At 42.0% G+C, this 23522-nt stretch carries 18 protein-coding genes; 5 read left to right on the top strand and 13 right to left on the bottom strand.

The features are described from left to right. Window positions 1-176 precede the first annotated feature (176 nt). Together BM126_RS23335 and BM126_RS23330 are read left to right on the top strand one after the other, a co-directional pair. A complete protein-coding gene (locus tag BM126_RS23335; protein ID WP_090989936.1) occupies window positions 177-317 on the top strand; it encodes an IS3 family transposase in 141 nt (46 codons plus the stop codon). Continuing rightward, on the top strand, window positions 281-400 hold the full coding sequence (locus BM126_RS23330) for an IS3 family transposase (protein ID WP_371261457.1): 120 nt from the start codon (window positions 281-283) through the stop codon (window positions 398-400). Before BM126_RS23335 ends, BM126_RS23330 begins: the two co-directional genes overlap by 37 nt. Before the next feature lie 192 nt (window positions 401-592). Here BM126_RS23330 and BM126_RS13205 read toward each other — a convergent pair whose 3' ends face one another. The 7 genes from BM126_RS13205 to BM126_RS13175 all read right to left on the bottom strand — a co-directional run bounded on the left by BM126_RS13205 (window position 593) and on the right by BM126_RS13175 (window position 9826). Further along, window positions 593-1777: a M20 metallopeptidase family protein gene (locus BM126_RS13205; RefSeq protein ID WP_090989935.1), complete on the bottom strand. Its 1185-nt coding sequence runs from the start codon at window positions 1775-1777 to the stop codon at window positions 593-595. A 97-nt stretch (window positions 1778-1874) separates the two neighbouring features. Continuing rightward, window positions 1875-2456: an ABC transporter permease gene (locus tag BM126_RS13200; RefSeq protein ID WP_256213099.1), complete on the bottom strand. Its 582-nt coding sequence runs from the start codon at window positions 2454-2456 to the stop codon at window positions 1875-1877. 241 nt (window positions 2457-2697) lie between these two features. Next, the gene (locus BM126_RS13195; RefSeq protein ID WP_090989933.1) at window positions 2698-3576 is read right to left on the bottom strand and encodes an ABC transporter permease; all 879 of its coding nucleotides are present in this window, start codon (window positions 3574-3576) and stop codon (window positions 2698-2700) included. Between the two features lie 3 nt (window positions 3577-3579). Further along, window positions 3580-4671, bottom strand: coding sequence for an ABC transporter ATP-binding protein (locus tag BM126_RS13190; protein ID WP_090989932.1), 1092 nt, complete (start codon window positions 4669-4671; stop codon window positions 3580-3582). Next, window positions 4668-5780, bottom strand: a complete 1113-nt coding sequence (locus BM126_RS13185; protein WP_090989931.1) for an ABC transporter substrate-binding protein — start codon at window positions 5778-5780, stop codon at window positions 4668-4670. Before BM126_RS13185 ends, BM126_RS13190 begins: the two co-directional genes overlap by 4 nt. A 30-nt stretch (window positions 5781-5810) precedes the next feature. Beyond that, window positions 5811-7775 carry a hydantoinase B/oxoprolinase family protein gene (locus BM126_RS13180; protein WP_090989930.1) on the bottom strand — a complete coding sequence of 655 codons (1965 nt, stop codon included), beginning with the start codon at window positions 7773-7775 and terminating at the stop codon, window positions 5811-5813. After that, window positions 7772-9826 carry a hydantoinase/oxoprolinase family protein gene (locus BM126_RS13175; RefSeq protein WP_256213097.1) on the bottom strand — a complete coding sequence of 685 codons (2055 nt, stop codon included), beginning with the start codon at window positions 9824-9826 and terminating at the stop codon, window positions 7772-7774. The genes BM126_RS13180 and BM126_RS13175 overlap by 4 nt, the downstream gene beginning before the upstream one ends. A gap of 1605 nt (window positions 9827-11431) precedes the next feature. Between BM126_RS13175 and BM126_RS13170 the strand changes: the two genes are divergently transcribed. From BM126_RS13170 to BM126_RS13160, 3 genes are all read left to right on the top strand, one after another. Next, window positions 11432-12118: a GntR family transcriptional regulator gene (locus tag BM126_RS13170; RefSeq protein WP_090989928.1), complete on the top strand. Its 687-nt coding sequence runs from the start codon at window positions 11432-11434 to the stop codon at window positions 12116-12118. Between the two features lie 167 nt (window positions 12119-12285). Further along, window positions 12286-13308, top strand: a complete 1023-nt coding sequence (locus BM126_RS13165; protein WP_256213096.1) for a zinc-dependent alcohol dehydrogenase — start codon at window positions 12286-12288, stop codon at window positions 13306-13308. Between the two features lie 22 nt (window positions 13309-13330). Continuing rightward, complete coding sequence (locus BM126_RS13160) at window positions 13331-14086, top strand: SDR family oxidoreductase (RefSeq protein ID WP_371261456.1); 756 nt, start codon at window positions 13331-13333, stop codon at window positions 14084-14086. A gap of 158 nt (window positions 14087-14244) precedes the next feature. On the opposite strand, the gene BM126_RS13155 is transcribed toward BM126_RS13160, so the two are convergent. The 6 genes from BM126_RS13155 to BM126_RS13130 all read right to left on the bottom strand — a co-directional run bounded on the left by BM126_RS13155 (window position 14245) and on the right by BM126_RS13130 (window position 23522). After that, window positions 14245-16200 (bottom strand): RNA-directed DNA polymerase, encoded by a 1956-nt coding sequence (locus tag BM126_RS13155; RefSeq protein WP_090989926.1) that lies wholly within the window; start codon window positions 16198-16200, stop codon window positions 14245-14247. Window positions 16201-16228: 28 nt separating this feature from the next. Then, window positions 16229-17329, bottom strand: coding sequence for a hypothetical protein (locus tag BM126_RS13150; RefSeq protein WP_090989925.1), 1101 nt, complete (start codon window positions 17327-17329; stop codon window positions 16229-16231). A 464-nt stretch (window positions 17330-17793) separates the two neighbouring features. Continuing rightward, window positions 17794-18285 carry a hypothetical protein gene (locus tag BM126_RS13145; protein WP_090989924.1) on the bottom strand — a complete coding sequence of 164 codons (492 nt, stop codon included), beginning with the start codon at window positions 18283-18285 and terminating at the stop codon, window positions 17794-17796. A 471-nt stretch (window positions 18286-18756) separates the two neighbouring features. Then, window positions 18757-20217: an NCS1 family nucleobase:cation symporter-1 gene (locus BM126_RS13140; RefSeq protein ID WP_090989923.1), complete on the bottom strand. Its 1461-nt coding sequence runs from the start codon at window positions 20215-20217 to the stop codon at window positions 18757-18759. Window positions 20218-20472: 255 nt separating this feature from the next. Further along, window positions 20473-21726, bottom strand: a complete 1254-nt coding sequence (locus tag BM126_RS13135; protein ID WP_090989922.1) for a hydantoinase/carbamoylase family amidase — start codon at window positions 21724-21726, stop codon at window positions 20473-20475. Window positions 21727-21743: 17 nt separating this feature from the next. Beyond that, window positions 21744-23522, bottom strand: a complete 1779-nt coding sequence (locus BM126_RS13130) for a hydantoinase B/oxoprolinase family protein (protein ID WP_090989921.1) — start codon at window positions 23520-23522, stop codon at window positions 21744-21746.

Raw genomic sequence — 23522 nt, 5'->3', positions numbered from 1 at the left:
TGTTGGAGTTAAAGGTTGTAATTGAAACGTTAGATCTTGTCATGAAACCTTTGAAAGAAACAGTAGAGATAGTAAAGAATCATGGAACCTATCGCACCACGATCCATTCTGATCAAGGCTGGCATTATCAGCACATGGATCAGTACATTAAAAGAAAATAAAATAGGTTTCAAAGCATGTCACGTAAAGCAACCTGTGCAGATAACGCTTCGATGGAAAATTTCTTTGGGATTATAAAGCAAGAAATGTATTATGGAGAAACGCCGGTAAGTTATGAAGAATTAAAAAGTCGAATAGAAGAATATATCTACTGGTAAATAACAATGAACGATCCAAAATAAAATTAGCTGGATTGAGTCCAGTCGAATACCGAACTCATTCCAGCCAATCAACTGCATAAGAAAACTCTAACTTTTGCTGAAGTATTACCGACCATCCACTGTGTATACCCGATATGAATAAAGGGAGGTTCTCAGCTCTATTTTTCTGATTTTTTTGTTTTCTAATACGAAAAGCCTCATGCATGAATTTTAATGACACGTAAATTCCTGAGCACATTTCCATGTGCGTTTTAGGCTAGTACATGGTTTCCCTACGAATATAGTTTATTCCACTTGTCCACAAGTAATATTAGAAGCTTCAGACCAGTTTCCATTCCTTCCTCATCCACTGTAAACCGAGGGGTATGATGCGGATAATGGCTTCCCTTCTCTTCGTTGTTGGAACCGATATAAATGAATGCCCCAGGCACTTTCTGCTGGTATGCAGAGAAATCCTCGGAGCCAAGTACCGGCTTCATTTCCTTAACACGATCTTTACCGAAGAATCCAGCGGCCACTTCCCTGACATCATCCACCAGTGATTTGTCATTGATTAACGGATGGTACCCATACTGGTAGTCCAATTCACACAATGCGCCGTGGGCTCCTCCTACACCTTCTATAATCTGTCGGATAACTTCAGGCATTCTTTTGCGTACTCCCTGATCAAAGGCCCGAAAGGTACCATTAATCTTAAGTTCTTCCGGAAAAGAGTTATATGAAGTTCCACCATGAATCTGGGTAAGCGAAAGCACCGCATTATCAAGTGGATCAAGCCGGCGCGCGACAATATGTTGAAGATTGGTTATCAGCTGTCCCGCAATCGAGATAACATCAACAGCCTCATGTGGGTAGGCGGCATGGCCTCCACTTCCACGAACCGTAATTTCGAAAGCGTCATTCCCAGCCATTGCTGGACCATCAATAACTCCTATCTGTCCAGTTGGTAACCAGGAGACCAAGTGCAGACCGTAAATTGCATCCACTCCACCTAAAACCCCTGCCTCCACTAACTGTTGCGCTCCTCCCGGCACTTGTTCCTCTGCATGCTGGAAGATAAATCGTATCTCGCCCGCAATCTCCTCCTGTCGGCCGGACAGGATCTTGGCCGCACCAAGAAGCATGGCAGCATGACTGTCGTGACCGCAGGCATGGCTGATTCCAGGATGCTGTGACGCAAATTCAAACGTATTCTCCTCCTGTATAGGAAGCGCATCAATGTCTGCCCGGAGCGCCAAGGATTTTCCAGGCCGGGTTCCAAGCAGACGCGCCACCACACTGGTTGGTGTTGGCCGCGATACTTGCAGATTGCCAAAACTCTCTAACTGCTCAGCTATATAAGCCGATGTCTTAACTTCCTGAAATGATAATTCCGGAAAGCGGTGAAAATGTCTGCGCCACTCCACTACCTGTTCCTGAATCCGATCAGCCTGATTTATCCATGCTGTAAGTGTCATAAAATATCCTCCTAATCTATTAAAGAGACCAGGCTCCCGGATTGCACGGTTTACCTGGCCCTTATCATTAATCTAGTACAATAATATAGACTTCCGGTTACATCACTTTCGTTAAGCCGACCGTTTTATCAATAATAATCAGTGCTATGACGGCAACGGCAATGAACAGCACCGAAATCGCATTTACCGATGGGTCAAATGTCTGGTCTATATAGCTGAATATCCGAACAGGTATCGTAATGTTGCCTGGTGACGACACAAACAGACTGACCGAGACCTCTCCAAAGGATTCCACTACAGAAAAAACCGTACCTGCAATGATACCCGGTTTGATCAAGGGAAGCGTAACTCTTCGGAATGTAGTCCATCTTCCTGCGCCTAAGCTCATGGACGCCGACTCCAGTTTTGGGTCAAGTCCGGTCACACTCACGCTGATAACTCTCACTACATAAGGAAATGCTACTACCATATGACCGATAACAAGCCCTGTTAGGGAATTCATAATGCCCAGACTGGTGAATTCATACAGAAGTGCAATGCCGAGCACGACTTGCGGAATCATAAGTGGTGATAGCATTAAGGATTGAATGGCTTCCCGTCCTCTGAATTTCAATCTTCCCAATCCATAAGCCGCTGCTGTACCTAGTAGAACCGTAAGTGGGGTCACAATCAACAGCAAGATAAGGCTAACCCGTAGAGCATCCCACCAATCACTATTCTGGAACACAGCGGTAAACCATCGTACCGAAAATGACTGTGGCGGAAAAGTCGGATACTCGGTTGGGCTGAAGGCGGACAGAACGATGACAAGAATAGGCGAAATCAGAAACAGATAGACGATTATGCCTGCAATCCATATCAAGGTAGTCAACGCGGAGAATTTATGCTGTCTACGTGAGCTACCTCGTTTACCTGTATTGTCAGTCATGGAGCCTCGCCTCCCATCTCTTGGAAATCCAACTAATCAGTCCAACCACAATAGCTACCATTGCGAGCAAAGTGATTGCCAGGGCAGCTGCGAATGGCATATTGAACACCTGAACAGTCTGCTGATAAATCGATAGCGGCAACAACGGCTGCAATCGTCCACCTACCAATAAAGGCGTAATATAGCTTCCAGCTGCGAGCGAGAACACAATGGCCGCACCAGAAAGCATGCCAGGGAACGTGAGTGGAAACGTAACCTTGAAGAATGTGCGTATCCTGCCTGCCCCGAGGCTCATGGATGCTTCACGCAACTTCGGCTGAATCTCCCCCATGGACGTGGCAATCGGCAGAACAGCGAACGGCAGCATCACCTGTACGTATGCGATAATAACCGCCTTCATACTCCACAACACGGTTAGAGGTTTATCTATCAAATGCAGCTTCAAAAGTACCTCATTTAAAAGTCCGTTCTGTGCCAGAATCACGATCCAGGCAAACGTACGAATGACCACACTCGTTAAGAGTGGGGAGATTAAAAGAATATAAAACAGTGTTCGCAATCCCTTGTACGGTGTCCTTACCAACAGATACGCCGCAGGGTACGCTGCAAGCAGCACAATGACTGTTGTCAACGCCGCTACGCCAAGCGTTGTTCGAATCGTAGTCAGATAAGACGATGAAGTAAACACCTCAATATAATTATGGATACTGTATGAAGGCAGAACATTTAAAAGGCTGTCTACCTCACGGAAGCTCAAAACGATCAACATGATAAAAGGAACCACCAGAAAGGCTAGCAGGAACAGCAAGGATGGTGTGAGCATCAGCCAGTAGAAGGAATTGGTACGCTTTTCAGCTGTTTGATGAGCCATGTACTACACTCCCTCCTGCGGGAGAGCGATAACATCCTCTGCATCCCAGAATAATTCACAAGCGTCTCCAGGTGCCGGAAGTGACGGGAACATCAGATCAGAAGCGACCACCTGTAGTTCACCTTTTCCCTCCAGATGGACCTTCAACCTAACCTGATCTCCAGCGTATCCCACATGAGAAATGAGGCCTGGTGCCCAGTTAGCTTCTCTAGATCCGCCGGACGTCATAGATATCTTTATCCGCTCAGGTCGGACCATGTACAAATTTGATTCATAATCAGTTGGTGATGCGCTCTCCAGAACGAGCGGAACACCGGCTGATGTCTCATAATCTAAAGCGATATGACGGCCAGAGTCTAAGGACTTGCGTGCCTGAATCAAGTTCACCTGCCCGATAAAGTCGGCGACAAAGCGATTCGCCGGTCGGCGGTATACCTCTAGCGGAGTGCCGACCTGCTGCAGCTTGCCATCACCGAGAATGCCGGTTCGGTCGGATAGGCTAAGCGCCTCCTCCTGGTCATGTGTTACCAAGATGGTCGTGACGCCGGTTCTCTGCTGAATCGAGCGAAGCTCTGTCTGCATTTCCTTTCGGAGCTTGGCATCCAGGTTGCTAAGGGGCTCATCCAGCAAAAGGACAGAAGGTTCGATTGCGAGGGCACGCGCAATCGCCACCCGCTGTCGCTGCCCACCGCTTAGTTGGTGCGGACGTCGGTTACCCATTGATGCGAGCTGTACCAGGGCCAATACTTCCTCCACACGCCTCTTGATGTCTTTCTTGGACTGCTTGCGAATCTGTAAACCATAGGCCACATTGTCAAATACAGTTAAATGGGGGAATAAGGCATAGTCCTGAAAAACAATGCCCAATCCCCGACGGTAAGGTGGAAGTCCTGTTACATCCTCATCCCCTATTAAAATACGCCCGGTTGTCGGATCAAGAAAGCCGGCTATCATGTTAAGTAGAGTTGTTTTACCGCATCCGCTGGGACCCAGCAGAGAGAAGAATTCTCCCTGCCGAACCTGAAGCTGAACCTGCTCCAAAGCGGTAAAATCTCCAAACTGTCTGCTTACATCATCGATGTGGATTCCAATCATTTTCCTCCACCTAGTGCTTGATTCCACCGGTCAGTCCAATTCGCTAAATTTGGCGTTGCTGTTGTATAGTCAACCCAAGTCAGTTTTTTGTAGTCTTCCTCGCTCACCTTGACCCTTTTCTTCAGACTACCACTATATTGGACATTCTTATTCGTCATGCCATATAGCGAAAGGTCAGAGAAGGCTTTTTGTGTATCCGGACTGGATAGATAATCGACCAGCTTATAGGCATTGGCAAGGTTTTTACTTCCCTTAGGAATGGCCCAGCTAGCGACCGCTGCAACGGGACCGTCCTCGGGATATGCAAATCCTACGTCAAGACCCGCATCCTGCATCGCAAACGCACGACCGTCCCAGAAGGGCACAACCGAAGCATCCCCTCTCTCCAGCAATGTCTGGATTGTGCCTGAATTATCAGGAAAAGCAACTGCGTTTTTTTTCAAATCAGATAGCTTATCGAATGCCTTATCGACATCAGCCTTATTGCTCACTTCCCCACCAAGGGCATTCACGAGACCGGAGAAGAACTGCAGGCCGGCAGAATAGGTCGGTGAAGAGACAGCCACATGACCCTTATATTCTGGATTCCAGAGGTCCGTCCATTTCGTTGGAGGTGTCTTCACAAGGTCCTTACGGTAAATGATGCCAAGCTGCCCCATACTGAAGCCCGCTGCATAAACCTTGCCTGCCTTTGTGAATCGTTTCTGGACGGATGGGTACAAATCTCCCACATTAGGTACATTCTTTGTGTCCAGCGCCTCAAGTAGATTTGAATCTGACGCACGCTGAATCGTATCAGGTTGAAGGATCAGCACATCATAAGGCGCATTATTACCATTGCCTGCCTTTAATTTAGGGAACCATTCCGCATCCGTTCCGGTTACCACTTCCACATCAATCCCAGTATCCTTCTCAAATTTGTCCAGTGCAGCTTTACGAATATTCTTCTCCCAGTCACCGCCGGACACACCAATAACAACCTTGTCTGTTTTCGGAGGCTTTCCACTGGACGATACGTCGTTTGAGCTTGACTGATTTCCACATGCCGACACCATCATGGTCAAGCTTAACAACAATGCGCTAAATGTAAATTTCTTTCTCTTGTTCATCTCCATTAACCACCTTTTTTAGTAATTTTTTTATAGAAGCTTAGCCCACAGCTTATCAACCGCACCAGCTGTAAGCGGGATGTTTTTCAACTCTGAAGATGCACGGTCATGAACAAGCTGCTTTCGGACCGCTCGTTGGGTAGGAGGCAATTGCTGAAGCAACCGGGCTAGCTGATTGCTGGCTTCAGGCGTCCAAACCTGTTCATAGGCAGTACGTGCGTTACCGAAATCCCAAAACTCACCTTGTTCAGGCTGAGCCGCTCTTACACGTTGAGTGCCCTCTTGATCTACCGACAACTCACCGTCTTGAGACAGGAGTATTACTCCATATAGCTCTTCAGCCTCCTGTAAACCGAGGAGACCGGAACGAACTTCGGTCAACACCTCTTCTGGCGTACGTTCAAAAGGATTTCCCCATCCGCCGCCAGCCGGTGAATGTATGCTGACGATATCCCCAGGTTTTGGGTGAAGCACACTTATTTTTGGTTGGTCCCTCTCATCTTCCCGACCAGGATTCATCTGAACTTTGCCTAGAGAGCCTGCACGGCCTCCAGCCAGCCCCCAAGGGTGAAAACGGAGACGCTCCATCCCACGCGCTGTCACAATCGAACCTTCTTCCATAATTTCAAAGTCCAGGCGAATGGCGTGACCCCCGCGATGGAGTCCGGCTCCTGCGGTATTCTCAAGCAGTTCGTATTTATGTACAAGGACCTGGATATGCTGCTCCAGACTCTCGATTGGAGTGTTTCGCAAAAATCCGGAAGCATGGTCTATGCCATCTGCCCCGTCCATATTACTCTGACCACCGCCTCCTCCGCCCATAGGCTGTACAACCGCCATGTTCCGGGTACCATTTTGGACATCCGGGGTTGACAGGACGACGATAGCCGACTGTCCAGCACCCGCTGCAGGGATTCCATACGGAATGGCTTTCGCCAGTGCGCCCAACACTGCATTATAAAGACGCATGGTTATGGTATGACGAACACCTACCGCAGCCGGATACACCGGATTGACCAGCGTACCAGCCGGAGCGATCACTGAGATAGGGCGCGTAATGCCCCCATTGACCGGAATAAATGGGTCTGAGCTGATAATATAATTGATTAGACCCTGGAATAGGAATGAATGTTTTTTACCATTCGTGACAAGATTAAATGCCGTTCTGACCTGTGGGTCCGAGTTCGAGAAATCGAGGGTTATATCTCCCCCACTGACCTTAACTGACACTGCAAGACGAATAGGAGTGTCTGATAGCATGTCATCATCCAAGTAATCAGCGAATTCATAAGTACCATCAGGGATCTCTTCAATAACCTTGCGAGCACGAAGCTCTCCCTGATCCATAAGGTCCTCCATGCTATCCTTGACTGCCTTTACACCAAATTTGGACACTAGGGTGAGCATGCGCTGCTCTGCCGTATTGACGGCTGCAACCATCGCGTTAAAATCACCCAGGTTCAGCTGAGGGGACCGGCTGTTGGCATTAAGGAAGGTGTGGACGTCAGCATTCGGTTTCCCACGCTTATACAGCTTAACAGGTGGAATCCGTAAGCCTTCCTGGTGAATATCTGTGGCCTCAGGTGAAATGCTGGATGGAACTAGGCCACCTACGTCACTGCAGTGAACAAAAGCCCAAGCGTATGAAATTAGTTCCCCATTCACAAAAATTGGTTTAAATACATGGACATCAGGCAAATGGGTGGCCAATCCGTCTGTCGAATAAGGCTCGTTCGTAATAACGATATCCCCCGGTTCAAGAGGCTCGCACGCTTCAGCTGCCCGTTTAAGGCTAAGACCTAGAAAGATTGTCACTCCAACGGTCTTCGGGTATACAAAAAACTCACCATCCGGTGTAGCCAAAGCAGTTGCAAAATCTGCTGATTCCTTGACGAATGTCGTAAACGATGTTCGTTCAATGACGTGCCCCATCCCTGCAGCTATGGCATTGTAATAACTGCGCATAATTTCTAATGTAGCTGGATCTGTCTTCATGCGCTTCCCTCTCTTCGTTTCAGTATCAGGTTCCCGGCTGAATCGACCCTACCGTACCAACCTAAGAGCACGAGCACGGTTGTATCATCTTGCTCAACGATTGCAGGGCCATCAATTGTGTGCCCTGCCAGCATTTCGTTTCGTGCGTATACCTTTGCCTGATATTCACGTCCACCGTAACGTATGCTGCGTACGCCTATTGACTCTAAACTTCCTTGTGTTTCCGGAACTGAAGCAATCTTAGGTTTTAATGTATGTCCAACCAGACGAACACGCAGATTGATTAGCTCCAAAATGGCAGCAGCATCACTGTGGCCATATTGCCTGCGATGAAGTTCGTGGAACGCTTCAATTATCCTCTCTCCTGTTGAATCTTTAAGCATGGACCAATCCAGCGGAAGCTCGATTTCAAAGGCCTGTCCAGCATAACGGGCGTCAACAGAATAATGCAGCGTACTGCCTTCTAGTCCGTTAACCTGCTGTTTGGCCAGCCATTCCTGTGCCTGGTCTGTAAGCTGGGTGTATTCTCGGACAAGTGTATCCATAGTCAAATCCGTAAACTTTTTCTGAAGGGAGAGTACCGCGTCATAGGTGAAATCAGCAGTCAATGCACCTAATGCACACAAGGTTCCCGGACTAGGCGGAACCAGCACACTCTGTGCCTGGATCTCTTCAGCCAGGAAGTTGGCAGTTACCGGACCCCCTCCACCAAACGCGAGCAGGCTGAATTCACGTGGATCAAATCCATGCTGCTCCATAACTGCACTTAATTCGGAATACATGTTAGCAACCGCCACCTGTATCATGCGGTCCGCAGCTCCGCGTGCGTCGGTTCCAAGATAATCTGCAATGGGTGAAATCGCTTGTGTGGAACGTTCCGGATAGAGTTGCACATTACCTGCTGCAAACCTGTTCGGATTGATATACCCACAGAGCAAATATGCATCCGTTAAGGCAGCCTTGTCTCCTTGTCCGTAACAGGCTGGGCCTGGTGAAGACCCTACCGATTCGGGTCCTACCTTCAACAGCCCCCCATTATCAATCCAGGCAACGGAACCACCGCCTGCCCCTACAGAATACATGGAAACTGAAGGCAGCATGATTGGCAATCCGGCAAGATGGTTCATTTGGGTAAAGGTCGGCTGTCCTTGCTCAATGATCGATATATCAGCACTCGTACCACCCATATCGAATGTAATGACATGACTTATATCAGCTGACCGAGCCGCCTGAACCGCGCCAATCACTCCTGCGGCTGGTCCGGAGAAAAGTGTCCTTACCGGCGCATTCGCTGCGGTGTCGATATCCATGATTCCGCCATTGGATTGTGTAATAAAAGGCTGGGCCACAACCCCTTCTTCCTGAAGACGATCCTGCAATGTCTCGAAATATCGCTGAACATTGGGCTGAATGTATGAATTGACAGCTGTCATTGCTGCACGCTCGTATTCCCTCATCTGAGGCCACAGTTCGGAAGATGCACTGGCTGCAAGTCCTGGTGCCAATTCGAGAATCCGCTCTACGGCCTGCTGTTCGTGAACGGGATTTTTGTAGCTATGTAGAAAGCAGACTACGACACCCCCTGCACCGGAAGCTATTACAGAACGAATCGCCTCATCTAGGCTGTTCTGATCCAGAGGGGTATGTACTGAGCCATCGGGACGCAGTCGCTCTTTAACTGTGAATACCCTCTCCCGCGGAATCAGGGGTTCCGGAAGTCTGGAACTAAAATCGTATGGAATCGGCAAACGCAATCGCTGTAAGTTCAGTAAATCCCTGAATCCTTCGGTAACTAATAAAGAAATTGCTTCGCCACGACGCTGTATTAAAGTATTTAGGCCGATGGTAGTGCCGTGTGCAAAGTAATGCACGTCTCTTGGTTGTATGCCTTTTTCTTTTAACAAAACGAGTCCATTAGCGATCCCCTGTGCTGGATCTGATGGAACGGTTGGTGTTTTTACACCTTTCAGCGTTCCATTCAGTTCATCCAACACCGTTAAATCGGTGAATGTACCTCCTATGTCAATCCCAAGTCGCCAAGAATTGCTCAAATGGTTACGCCCCCTAATCTCTATGTATATACCACATAACATACTAATACTATAGGAATTAAAACAGCGGAGTCAAGAAATCTGCTGACAATTCATTTTATTTTGATATTTTCTTTGAGAAATTGGGATTTCGCATGATATGGCGGAATTGGTAATTCCAAAGACACCAGATGAGCCCAATATAACCGATTGTTTGGTCGCAATTGGCATGGACAGTTAAGTTTCGCTTTTTGTTTACTCTGCGGTTCTACCACTAACTCACATCCTTATAGCCCATCTGGAACTAAAAGTCGCCATCCGTTACTAGTCCCATCATGACTGCACAATAAAACCAATTCTCTTACATTCCCGCGTATACATTAGCAACCATGTAAGCATTCATAAGGATACTTTTTTAGTAGAATTGTGCCTAGCAACTTTCCTCAAAGAAGGCAATTTCGTTAAGTCTAATGTAACTGAAAAAAATCGGAGAGTTCACAGCATTTATCAATTAGATAGAAGTTAGGCGAGCAAACATTAGTTGGTTGCTCTAAAACAACTTGCTTTAGACAGAAAAAAACAAATAGAACAGGTAAAATTGAAAAGGCTGCAACCTATGCAGGATCGACAGCCTTGTTTTCTGTTTTAGCTTTAACTACACTTTGCACCATAACCTCTCCTCCGAACTCTTATTAACTTTTTCATATGGAATGTTGAATAGCTTATAATCTTTACTTTATCCGCCGGGGGTGACTGGTATCTTACTCTTGTGCTGATCCAAGCTAGCTCTATTCTAAAATATCAGAGAGAATTTATTTACTGAAAATTTTCAATTATCAATCTATTATTGTTGCCATATTACCATAACCGTTTCCTGTATAGGTTGAATTTCTTCATGTATTATCTATTATTCTTTAATTATCTCATTTTTATATTCCGTTCTATTTTACCAAATCCGGTCACCAACGGTATTAACTGATCTCGCTTGAAAAATCGTTTTGGGCAAGTTTGTTCTGTTCCATGAAAGATCGCTATTACTTCATCATCCGAATAAGTATCCCAATCCCTCCAGTAGACCGAGGTCGAAGAATAATCAAAAGGTCGTAACCCGCCATGTTTGGGAAGAATTCAAAGAGAAGGATCGCCTAAACAGACGGGGCGATATTTTTTTTATAAGGGCGGAGTGAATGTGCTGATTAAGACGAGCGATTCTATCAATCAATGTTTTATTTAGAGCCTAAGATTCTTTTCGGACCTATCCATGACCAGAGATTTACTAAAGTTAAATTGCAAAAAAACTCAAATCTAACCAGCGGAAGCTTTTGAAAGCCATTTTGTGGGATATAGAAATCCCTTAGATTCGGTTAGGAATTCACCTCCTTGTTGAACAGATTTTTCAAAATGAAAGCGCTTTTATTTAATTTGATTCCCTTCATAAAACGCTTACATTTTATTATTGACAGGATAATCCATGTTCCGTAAAATAACACTTGTATACAAGTACACGGCAAAATTTACTATTCTTATGCGTTTAGAGGTGCTATTTCCATCCTGGATTTTTTCCTCTATATTTAAATTATAAGAAGGAAATCTTTTCGCGTAGACTTATAGGGAGAGTTGAAATGTATGCAGTATCCATCATCATGGCTACAAAGGGCCTCACTTGGGGAAAAGATCGTAAGTGAGTTAAGATTAAAAATTATTAGTGGCATGATTCATCCAGGTTCATTAATATCTGAAAATCAGATTGCGGCTGAATTCGGGACCAGTCGTTCGCCAGTTAGAGAAGCCTTGAGAACGCTCTCAGGAGAAGGGTTGATCCGTTTAGAAAGGATGGGTGCTGTGGTATTAGGCTTAACTTCAAAGGATATCAATGAACTAAATGATGTTCGTTTCATGATTGAAAGCTTTGTATCGCAACGTCTTTCCCAGATAGACCATGAGCCATTAGTGGTGAACCTTACTAAAATCATCGACAAGATGGAATTGGCGGGTAAGCACCAAGACTTTATTGAATTTTCTTATCAGGACCTGTGTTTCCATGAAGAAATGATTTTGGGGATAAACCATACAAGAATCTCGCATTTATGGAATAATATACGGGAAATCATCCTAACCGCTCTACTAGTGGCAACCGAAAAAAGATTTGTAGGAAAAAAGCATGAAATAGAACCACTTATTGAAAAACACCGATTAATCGTCAATGCTCTAGTTTCAAAGGATTTTCATCTTATTAAAGTAATTATTCATGAACATTTTAAAGACACTCGTAAAACTGTTAGTGAAACCCTGCTAAAAATGAACGAGGATTAATTGAAGGGTAAACTCTTTTTTAGAAAAGAGATGGCCCTTTATTGATCGACCTGTCGCCAAGTACACAACATAAAAATATGAAGGGTAAACTCTTTTTTAAAAATATAGGCCCTTTTATTGGTTGACTTGTCGACAAGTAGACAACATAAATAATTGGAGGTATGAAAATGGCAGTTATGAAAGCGGGTTTGTATATATCTGAAAAAGAAGTAATGGTTGGAGAGCTAGATAAACCAACATTAAAACAAGGGGAAGCACTAATTCGGGTTTCCTATGCTGGAATTTGTGGAACCGATATGATGATTTATTCAGGAAAACACCCTCGTGCAAAAGCACCTCTAGCAATGGGGCATGAGTTTAGTGGTGTCATTGAAGAATTGAACGGAGAGTCAGCTTTTTCAGTTGGAGACCGAGTGGTTATTGAACCAACTCTTAGCTGTGGAACGTGTGAAGCCTGTAGGTCAGGACAATTTCATGTTTGTAAAACATTAAAACTCATTGGGATCGATATGCATGGTGGATTTGCGGAATACGCTGCAGTTCCCCTACATCGACTTCATGTGATTCCTGAGGGATTATCAGATGCCCATGCAGCCTTAGCGGAACCAGTGGCAGTGGCTGTTCACACCGTGCGCCGCTCCAATCTTAAGGTAGGCGATAATGTTGTCATATTAGGGGCAGGACCAATTGGTTTGCTCATCGGCCTAATGGCGAGACAGGCGGGGGCGAATGAAATCATCGTTTCCGATATTAGTCCTTACCGATTGGAAAAAGCAAGAGAACTTGGTTTTACCGCATTAGATGCGAAAAAAGTAGATGTAACGGAAGAAGTTTTATCGCTAACAAATGGTATTGGTGGAGATATTGTTTTTGAAGTGGCTGGTACACAAATTACGGCTAAGCAAATGGTTGAAGTAAGCAGAATTCAAGGGCAAATCATGGTAGTTAGCGTATACAAACAAGCACCAGCTGTAAATTTAGCAGGGATGCACTTTAGAGAAATATCGATGGCAACGACGAGATGCTACACTGGAAGTGATTTTAAAACAGCTATTCAACTAATGGCAAATGGAAAGATAGATGTTTCTCCATTTATTTCTCATGAATTACCACTTGAGCAAATTGTGGAAGGTTTTAAGTTAATGAAAAATCCAGATGTCTCTTTAAAAGTATTATTTAAACCTAATTGATTGAGGAGGAGTAAAGTTGGTACTGGAATTATTTAAACTAGATGGGAAAGTAGCAGCAGTCACAGGAGCCACCAGAGGAATTGGACGTTCAATCGCTCTCGCTTTAGCTGAAGCAGGGGCAGATATTGCCCTCCTTCAACGTTCACCTGAACAATCTGACGTTAAGGAAGAAATCGAATTACTAGGTAGAAAATGCTTGGTTGTTCCTTGTGATTTAGAAAATGTTGAGCAAGTAAAAGCAGCAATATCTAATGTGGTTTCGCATTTTGGCAAAATTGATATTTTAGTCAATAATGCAGGCATCCAACGCCGTTCGCCTTCAGTAGATTTCTCAGAGCTAGATTGGGATGATGTGATAAATGTCAATTTGAAGACCGTATGGCTCCTTTGTCAGCAGGCTGGCCGCTATATGGTTCCGAACGGAAAAGGGAAAATCATTAATATGGCATCCCTACTTTCCTATCAAGGCGGCTTGACAGTTCCTGCTTATGCTGCAGCAAAAGGTGGAGTTGCTCAGTTAACGAAAGCATTATCGAATGAATGGGCCAAGCATCAGGTAAATGTCAATGCAATTGTCCCAGGATATATTGCAACAGACATGAACACGGCACTCATCAATGATGAAACACGTAATCGACAAATTCGCGAGCGAATTCCCGCTGACCGTTGGGGAAATCCTCAAGATTTTAAAGGGACTGTTGTTTACCTTGCATCAGATGCATCGAATTATGTACATGGGCATTTATTAGCTGTCGATGGTGGATGGCTAGGTAGATAAAAAATGTATTGGTTTTCCAGAATCATCAATCGAAGCATGCATACTGGCGCATAAACTGTGCCAGTTGTTGTGCTTTTTATTATGGTGCTCGGCCATCCATCAAAAATCCGCCGTTACTTATGATAAGGTTCACCGTGGTGTATCTAAACGAGAAAACCTCAATACTCTTCTTCAATTTCATATCTTCTAATGTTAGACGCTTTGTTTACATTTGTTGTTAAGAAATAAAAGAGCCAGTTGTTATCATTCCCTTGTACCCTAGTTGCTTCAGGAACTCCCTCTGTGTCTTCTTCCGTTCCTTCAGCTTCCTCCGTTTCTTCTTCCGTTCCTTCCGCTTCCTCCGTCTCTTCTTCCGTTCCTTCAGCTTCCTCTGTTTCTTCTTCCGCTCGTTCAGCAGTTTTTATTTTATTAATTTCATTCTCCAACTCAATATTCAATTCCTCTATTAAATCACCTTCTATTGAAAAAGAGTATTCTTCAATTACTTTTGACATAATTTCCTCTGCTTCTAAGGTCTTCATATTAGTTTTATAGTGATTAAGGCATAAAGAAATGATTGACTTTTTTACTTCCTCTAACACTCTAGAGTATATCGGGTTAACAAATGATACATTGTTATTCAAAAGCTGTTCAAAAAACTTGTCATCTTTAAAATATTGATTATTTTTGTCTTTACCTAGCCAACCATGAAAACAGCACTCATAATAGAAGAGCCAATTACTATCATAAAGACTCTCTTCTGTAAGAAGAGTTTCATAATATGAAAAATCTAAATCCCCATTTAAAAGGTTTTTTGAATTTAATATCATTACCAGTATATTTATTATTGCATTATCATTCCATAACAATAGCTTACTTACATCTTCGTCTATAGAAATATCCAACTTTGCGGCAAAACTAAGAGCCCATGATACCTCAAAGTCATTTCTTAGCTCCACATTATCCTTAATAAGAACATTAATAAAGCTATTTATCCTTTCATTGTTTAATGGATATCCCCTATATTTATATCCTTCAATAGTTTCAAATACTGTAGGTATAATTGAGGAATCCACAAGGATGGATTGTAATAGTAGCGATTCAAATATATTCCAATTATCTCTATATATTACAATACCCCTCAAAACTTTTACTGCATAGTTTAATATTCCCTTTTCATCTGATTGAATCTTATATCTAAAAGCTGTACTAAAGAATTCTTTTATATCCGTATGCTGCAGATAAATTGATTTTCTCTTATCCTTTTTATTTCTCCTAAATTCATACTTTTTAAAGTAATATAACCACTCAGATTCCAATACTTGCGGTATTTTAATTACTTTAGTCTTTGAATTATTTAAATCTAGTCCATAATTTTTTAGAATCTTATTTAAAATATTTAGGGCTCTTTCAGCTTCTTCTGATGAGCTAAAATAATATTCCATGTCATCTGTATATCTATAACCTACTAAACCATCGCCATATTCTCTTTTGAATTCATCATCAATTGTTGTACCGACTATTTCTTGTATTATTAGTGATACAACTGGTCCAATAGGAATTCCTACAGTTTGTCCATCCTGTAGATTCCTTACCAATCTATCAATCACATTACCAAAGTACCCATCATCCCTAGGGTGTGCTTTTGCAATCTCTTTAGTATGTAGTGCCCACGGAATAGAGTGAGTGTAAATACTTGGATAATATCTTGTGATATCAGCTTGTAAAATATACCTTTTTAATACAAGATTATGTATCCTTCTATTAATCTTCTCAGACATTTCATATTTTGGCTCTATCCTATCTTCAGAAATTTGTGGAGTGGTTAAAGAAAATTGTGACTTTGAGAAGTGTGACTCTAAATTTACCCATTTATCTTCAATTAATCTCGCTAACAATATGTAATGCAGGGGGTGTGGAACCGATAGAATTCTTCTAAAGTTTTCCGTTTTTGGTATTGAATAATCTATTAGTTTACACCATTTGTTTAAACCATCTTTTGATAGTCTTGATTTTGTTAATTCAAGTTTATCTATATTCTCACTTAAAGTAGTAGATTTAAACTCACCTGGTATTTGACTAGCAAAATATCCTGATGATATTATTTTTTTTGCAATTTCCTTTTCTTCTGACATGTTATCACTTCCAATTTAAGTTCTACTTTTAATCCGTTGGTAGATGCTCTTCTAATTCTTCCTTAATTTTTATCAAACGCTTACGAAACTCATCCCCTAAGTATCTTTTATTTTTAAAATACCTAATTTGCCCACCGTTCCTTTGGCGTGTCATAAGGTCTTTTTCTAGTAAATTAAGCTCCTTTACAAATGATTCATTAAAATTTGTTCCTGATAAATCAAACTCTGCCAATGCTGGCATGTTATCTACACCTTTAAAAAACATACGTAAAGTATATCTTTTCATTATCTCATTGATTGCTTCGTCATTAGTTACAAATATTGGTGTTTTGTTGTTATCTTTTATTTCTTGACAAACATCTACAACCCAAGCTAAATCAAGAGCTGCATTCCAGATTCCCCTTATATATGATTCCCTTTTTGAAATGTTTTTCTTTTTAGTAATATGTATTAGCTTTGTTATGTTCTTTCCACTTTTTAATTTAAGTCCCCCGAAGCAAAGTATAGCTGTGCCCCAATGAACTAAACTAATAATATCAACCACATTAGTCATAAAGTCGTAAAAGTTTCTTAATTTTTGAAAATTATTCTTACTGGTATCACTAATGAGTTGCTTTATCTTAAGTGTAAAAACATACGATAATATTAAATTCGTTGATGTTTCTGGAATATCAATAGCATCAATTATTGGTTGCAAAACTATCCTCATATATTTCAAATCATTATTTGAGACAAATGACCCAGAAGGAAAGAGAACATCTTTTATAGATAAATCTTCAATTAAATACTGAGCTTTATCAATTCTACGAATAAATTTATCTGTATTTAAAGAATAATCCCCCAGTATGTCTCTACAATTTTCATTTAATGCGTTACTAATACTAAATTCTAATTTTCTACCTCTTATACACTTAATCATTTCAAAAAAATCTGTTAATAATTCATAATTATTGTTATTATTCCAATTACTGATTGTACCAAAGGGGTCATCAAAGTAGTTTTCTAAATATATACTTACATTAGAATCCATAATTAAAATATAATCTTTTGATTCCTTTTCTCTCAAGAAGGCATCTAAATTAATAAAACTAATCATTTTAGAAGCAGGAGATGAATACATTAAATTCATTAGTTTCCCTCCATTTCTACCATACTCCTGCCTTATTTTACTATTTTTATACATTTATATCAATTTAGCATTCTACTTTATAGACTGACTATTTTTACTAATTACATATTCAAGTTGAACATCTTCAGCATGTCTTATGCCTATCCGAGTTATAATTTCCTCTGACAAAAATTCTTCTTTATTAAACTCTATTTAAATAGGACAACATATTTCTTCCATCAACTCTCTCCTTTCGATTAAAGACTAGCATTTGCATATCGAAGGGTAATTCAAAATCGCCTAATTCTTCACCAGTGTTTAAATAAAGATGGGATAGCATGTGAAAGATAACCAATCATTTATAATTTTTTAAAATTGAAACCGTGCAAAGCATGATCATGTTCAAAAATGAATACTCTATGCTTAAGCACCACAATATTCTAATTATATGAATTCTGAGTAAACTCCAAATCAGCTTATTTTTTTTAGCGGTGTTTTGAAGGACGTATTACCATGTCTTTTTGAAGGCTATTAATCATTCGCTCAGCTAGTTTCCAAATAAATGAATTGGTGATAAAAGTAGGATAGTATCCCATTCTTTCTCGTATGAGGTTCTCTAAAACAAAACATTTCCGTGTCATTTTTTCATATTCGATAAACGTATATTGTTCCCCTTCCCTATATTCAAGAGCACCTTGTTTTATAGCCTGAATAAAAATGTATCTCTGATTATAGAGATTCGCTCGTTCTTTTCTTGCTAATTTCAAGAGTAATACAAGCTCGATTATAGAAAGGCGCATAAATTCCCTGGTACTTTTAGATAAATCTTGTACAGTGGGCTGTAATTCAGGAAGAAAATCCTTACGTTTCCCCTTTTCCTGAATATCCTCTCTTGGTATTCCCAGTTCACAGAAATCACAATAGTAAGAGGAGAGCAATTGCTTTATCCCGCTTCCGCAATAAGGACATGTTTTCATACTCCTTCACCTTTCTTTTATCAAATTCGTTTTCCTAGATCGAGCTATTTATACGTATTATATTCCTCCATTATAGAACATATGTTCTTTTAAATAAAGCTTAGAATGAACCCCTTTTACTGAAAAATAAGGGCATAGCTCGTTTAAAAATGATGACTTATCTTACTCTTTAACTTTTGATTTTGTACACTTAACTGAGTATAATGCGTTCCTGTAACCGCGTGGATGGGTTTTTGATAAAATTTGGGGATTTTCCGGAAATAGGCGATTAAGATAAGTTGCCCCTGAGGTTGAGAAAAGTCAGAGCGTGATGATAGCTTAGTGAGTTTTTCCAGGTAAGAATCTATTCAAACTATTACGAGACAAAATTCTTAAGTATCCTGGAAGGTATATGCCACAACTGTCAAATTAACATAAAAGAAAAAAAGCAAGAGATAAAATCCCTCGCTTTTCCGTTTATCGTCTTTTTTTCTAAATAGAAGCCCTCTTTTCTTCCGATGCCTGTACTGGCAAATTTACAACACGTCGCATTAAAAGAAAATAGGAGATACCACCAACAGCTATTCCTAAAAACCAGTTATAGTTGTAAAGAGACGCTAATGACGGTATGAATAGTCCGACTAAAGCGACAATAATTCCTATCACTGCTGCAATGAATGCGCGAAGATTCCAACCATTCTTGTAGCTATATTGGCCTTCTTTTATGAAGAAACTGTTCAGGTCATACTGCCTCTTTCGAATAATAAAGTAATCTACAATCATTATGCCTGAAACAGGTCCAAGAGTACCCCCAATGGCGCCTACAATGGTATATATGGAATTAGCATTGTTAAACCATAACCAAGGTGCAAACAGTAAGCCGATTATTATCGAAATAAGTCCTGCCTTAACAAAATTTAGTTTACTAGGTATTAAATTAATGAGATCGTATGCAGGTGAAACTACATTTGCTACAACGTTAACAGATAATGTAGCAATCAGCAGAGAAAATGCGCCAAGTAACACCACGATCGGGTTATTAAATTGTGTCAGAAGTTCAACTGGGTTGGTAATCGGCTTTCCAAATGCTATTATCGTCCCAGCTGTAATCATTATGCTCATAAAAGCAAAAAATGTCATCATAAGAGGCAATCCTAAGCCCTGACCAATCAATTGGTCTTTCTGGCTCCGGGAAAAACGGGTAAGATCTGGAATATTTAAAACTAAGGTTGCCAAAACCCCAATCATCCCACTCACGGAGAGAAAGAAAGTTTTCCAAAATTCCCCTCCTGAGAGTGTAGAAGGAACGGAGAAAAGTGGACCAAATCCGTTTGCCACGTCAACAGCCCAATACACCAGTCCTAGACCTAGAATAATCACCAAAGGACCCGCCCACATCTCAAAGCGTCTGACCCGTTCCATTCCATGTGATATCACCCATGCATGTAGTATCCAAAACGTGCCAAAACTAATCCAATCATTCAAACCCATTCCCAGAAAGGCGTATTTTGCTAGAGACCCCCAGCCTGGGTAGATTACACCTATAACCGCTCCAACGGCCTTGCTGCCTGCATACGTCTGGACAGCAAACCAAAATATGGCCACGAAAGCCCGAATCAAGACCGGTATATGCGCCCCTTTATATCCAAATGATGCCCGAATCAAGACAGGAAACGGGAGTCCGTACTTTGTACCAGCCGCACTGTTGAGCCATATGGCTGCAATTAAAGCCACATTAGAAAATGCAACGGCACCTAACGCCTGCCAAACGCTCATACCCATAGCAATCAAGCTTCCTGCAAGTTCATAAGAAACAATGTTGTGTATCATACCCATCCATATCATTGAGTAGGAAATCCAGCCCCAATTTCTCTTTTCTTGAGGAACTGGCGCAAGATCATCGTTATATAAAGAAGGATCAGGATTAATGACGCTGTTAGCATTTGAATCCATTTTATCACCTTTTCATTTTTATTTTGATGTGCAGTCTTTAACTATCCTTCAATAATTTTTTTCTATTGCTCCATCAGTAAATTTTTGTGAAAATCACGTCAGTGTAAAAGGGTTACATGCTAAAAGAAAGGTATAACATTAAATAAATAAGAAGAAGTAATTGTGAAGTGTGCCTGTCAGTTATACAGAGGAGATTAAATGAGTATTCAGACGTTTTTAATTAGATTATACTGGCAGCCACTAGGGCTGCCATAGTCAAACTGAAACTCCAATATGTTTTAATACTGTTTCGTAAAGCACTTCAGTGCCATTTGTAATATCCTCTATGTCGGCCCATTCTTTTGGGGAGTGACTTATTCCATTACGACATCGTACGAACACCATTGCCACTTCCGTAATTTCGGCTAACAGCATCGCATCATGTCCCGCCCCACTCACCATCAGCGGGGCATTAATTCCTAGGTTTTGGCATGATTGCTGTAAGGACTGGACCAGATTGTCTGAGCATTTTACAGGAAGAGCATCTACATATCTTTCAATATTGTACTCTAGCTCCCGTGCTTGACTTACCTCATGAATTTTCCTTTCGATCTTTCGGATAATATCGTTTCGCCGTTTCAAGTCAATATCACGGATATCAAGAGAAAACTCTACGGATTCAGGGATGATATTGCTCCCCCCTGGAAACGCTGATATCCTGCCCACCGTTCCTACAGTAGGAGCCCCCGCTACCATGCACAGATTTTCGACTGCCTGAATGACTTCTGCTGCTCCGACCAGCGGATCTCTGCGAAGACCCATGGGAACCGTTCCGGCATGGCCAGCTTCCCCTGTGAGTTTTATCTTTGACCATGCAGGGCCTGCGATCCCGCTTACAATCCCTACTGCATGGCCATTCTTCTCAAGAAATGGTCCTTGTTCAATGTGGAGCTCGAAATAATATTTTACTTCCCCGATATTACGGACGGATTGCTCTATGTCATCCGGGTTGATGCCAAAGCCAAAGGTCTTCAGTGCTTCGTACCTTGATTGGTTATTATCATCCACTTTTTTTAAATCCTGCGGCGTGATTTTACCTACCATTCCCCTGCTGCCAAACAGTCCGTCATTAAACCTTGAACCTTCCTCTTCACAAAAGGCAACCACTTCAATCGGATGCTCATGAGTAATATTGGCGTCGGTTATAGATTTTACTATCTCAATTCCAGCAATGACACCGATTGTTCCATCAAACTTTCCGCCATTTCTGACTGAATCAATATGGGAACCTATCATTACCGGGGGCAGTTTAGGATTACTGCCTTTTTTCTTCCCGATTAAGTTTCCAAAATGATCATGAAAGACCGTAAGACCAGCATCCCTCATCCACTCCGAAACTATGAGTCTTGCCTCTTTGTCTTCCTGTGATAACGCAAGACGCTGGACTCCATTGTCATTCGTTTTTCCTATTTCACCTAATTGTTCTATATGACTATTTAGCCTTTCCTTATTTACGGTTGCGGTTTTCATGCTTACCTCCAATTTTTTTAATTCTTTCTTAGCTCGTTCGTTTTCTCAAAATCTATTTCATCTGTTTTGGTAATAACGACTCCATAATCGGTCAAGGCCTTCTCCCTTGAAATAAAGCCATCAAGATAGTCAGATAGAACTTTCTCCGGTTCTCTTTCAGCAGGATTACCATATCCCCCCCCACAAGGACCTACAAGCTGTATCGTAGTTCCACTTTTAACTGTTCTGTTCGGGAGCTTTGACGGCAGTTTAATACGTTCCTCTGAATCTTTTTGTGTCACGGACAAACTTCCAACCGATCCATTCTGTCCGGCATCAAATCCCCATGGGGCAAATTTATGTCCATCGGCTTCTACAGAAAAGCTTCCATCAGATAAGAAAGAAACTTCTCGAATAGAACCAATTCCTCCCCGCCATTTACCTGGAGCACTTTCGTTGTCCCGCAGCTCATATCGGTTGACCCTTAGCGGGTAGTGAGACTCTATATCCTCAATCGGGTTATTTCTTGTATTGGCATACAACGTATCCACAGCATCCATACCATCCTTGCCATAGCGGCCACCATAGCTTCCCTCCATGATGTCCATGTAAACCCAATAATTCTCGTTTTGCTGACCACTGAAGGCCACTACCTGGAGGTTTCCTACACCAGCACTAACTTGCTGTGGAACAACCTGAGCCAAAGCTTTCATTAATGTATCTGCAACAGCATTTCCAGAGTTGAATCGAGCAATCGTAGGCGCTGGAAATATTGGATTACATAAGGTGCCTGATGGTGCAACGATTTCAATGGGGCGTACCAATCCTGAATTTTGCGGGAAGTTTCCATAAATCGTCGAGTCGAGCAAGATGGATCTCAGTGTCAGGTATACGGCGATGTCGACTGTTCCCCTTAGCGGCATATTGACAGGTCTGTCTGATACTTGAGGTGAGGTGCCTGTTAAATCAACTGTCAGCTCACTGCCATGGACCTTTACGGTAACGTTGATTCTTAAGTCTTTTTTAGCGGGATCATCGCTGTCTAGATATCCATCTAAAAATCCTTCAGCCGAGTATTCTCCATCTGGCAGTTTTTTAATAGCGTCCCTCATCATTTTTTCTGAATAATTCATGAGTTCCTCACTGGCGCCCACTACTGTATCCAAACCATACTTATCGATGATTTCTACATATCTCTTTGCCCCAATCCTTGCTGCTGCAATTTGAGCTTCCATATCACCAACTACTAATTTAGGCGCTCGGATATTGTCAACTAGAATATCCCAAACATAGCGGTTCTTGATACCTTTGTCATAAACCTTTATTGCCTTGAACTGCAATCCTTCAGCATAGGCATCAACAGCATCCACTATACCGCAGCTGCCAGGAGTAGAGGCCCCTATATCCAAATGATGGGCTGTTGTAACGGAGAAACCAACTAACTCGTTTTTATAAAATACAGGTATACAAAACCCTACATCAGGGCCATGGGAAGCCCCATGGTATGGTGAGTTATGCATAATAACGTCTCCTGGATTAAAGGTGTCATCTCGTTCCTCCATTATTTCACGTATCCCTTTTACATACCCAGGAATCGGCCCGGATTGAAGCGGAGTACTATGGGAAGACTCACAAAGCTGTTGCCCCCTAATATCCACAAGAGCACAGCCAAAGTCTTCCGATTCCCTAATAATACTTGAGTAAGACATCCGAGCGAGTTTATGGCCCATTTCAACTGCTACATTTTCTAAGGCACCAAGAACAACCTGAACGGTAATTGGATCTATTTTTTTTAGTTCTACTTTTGTTTGTGACAT

Origin of the sequence: Bacillus sp. OV322, assembly GCF_900112495.1 — a bacterium.
In the GTDB taxonomy this organism is placed as follows: domain Bacteria; phylum Bacillota; class Bacilli; order Bacillales; family DSM-1321; genus Peribacillus.
The sequence above is the reverse complement of the archived record's forward strand: the minus strand, read 5'-3'. Positions and strand labels throughout refer to the sequence as shown.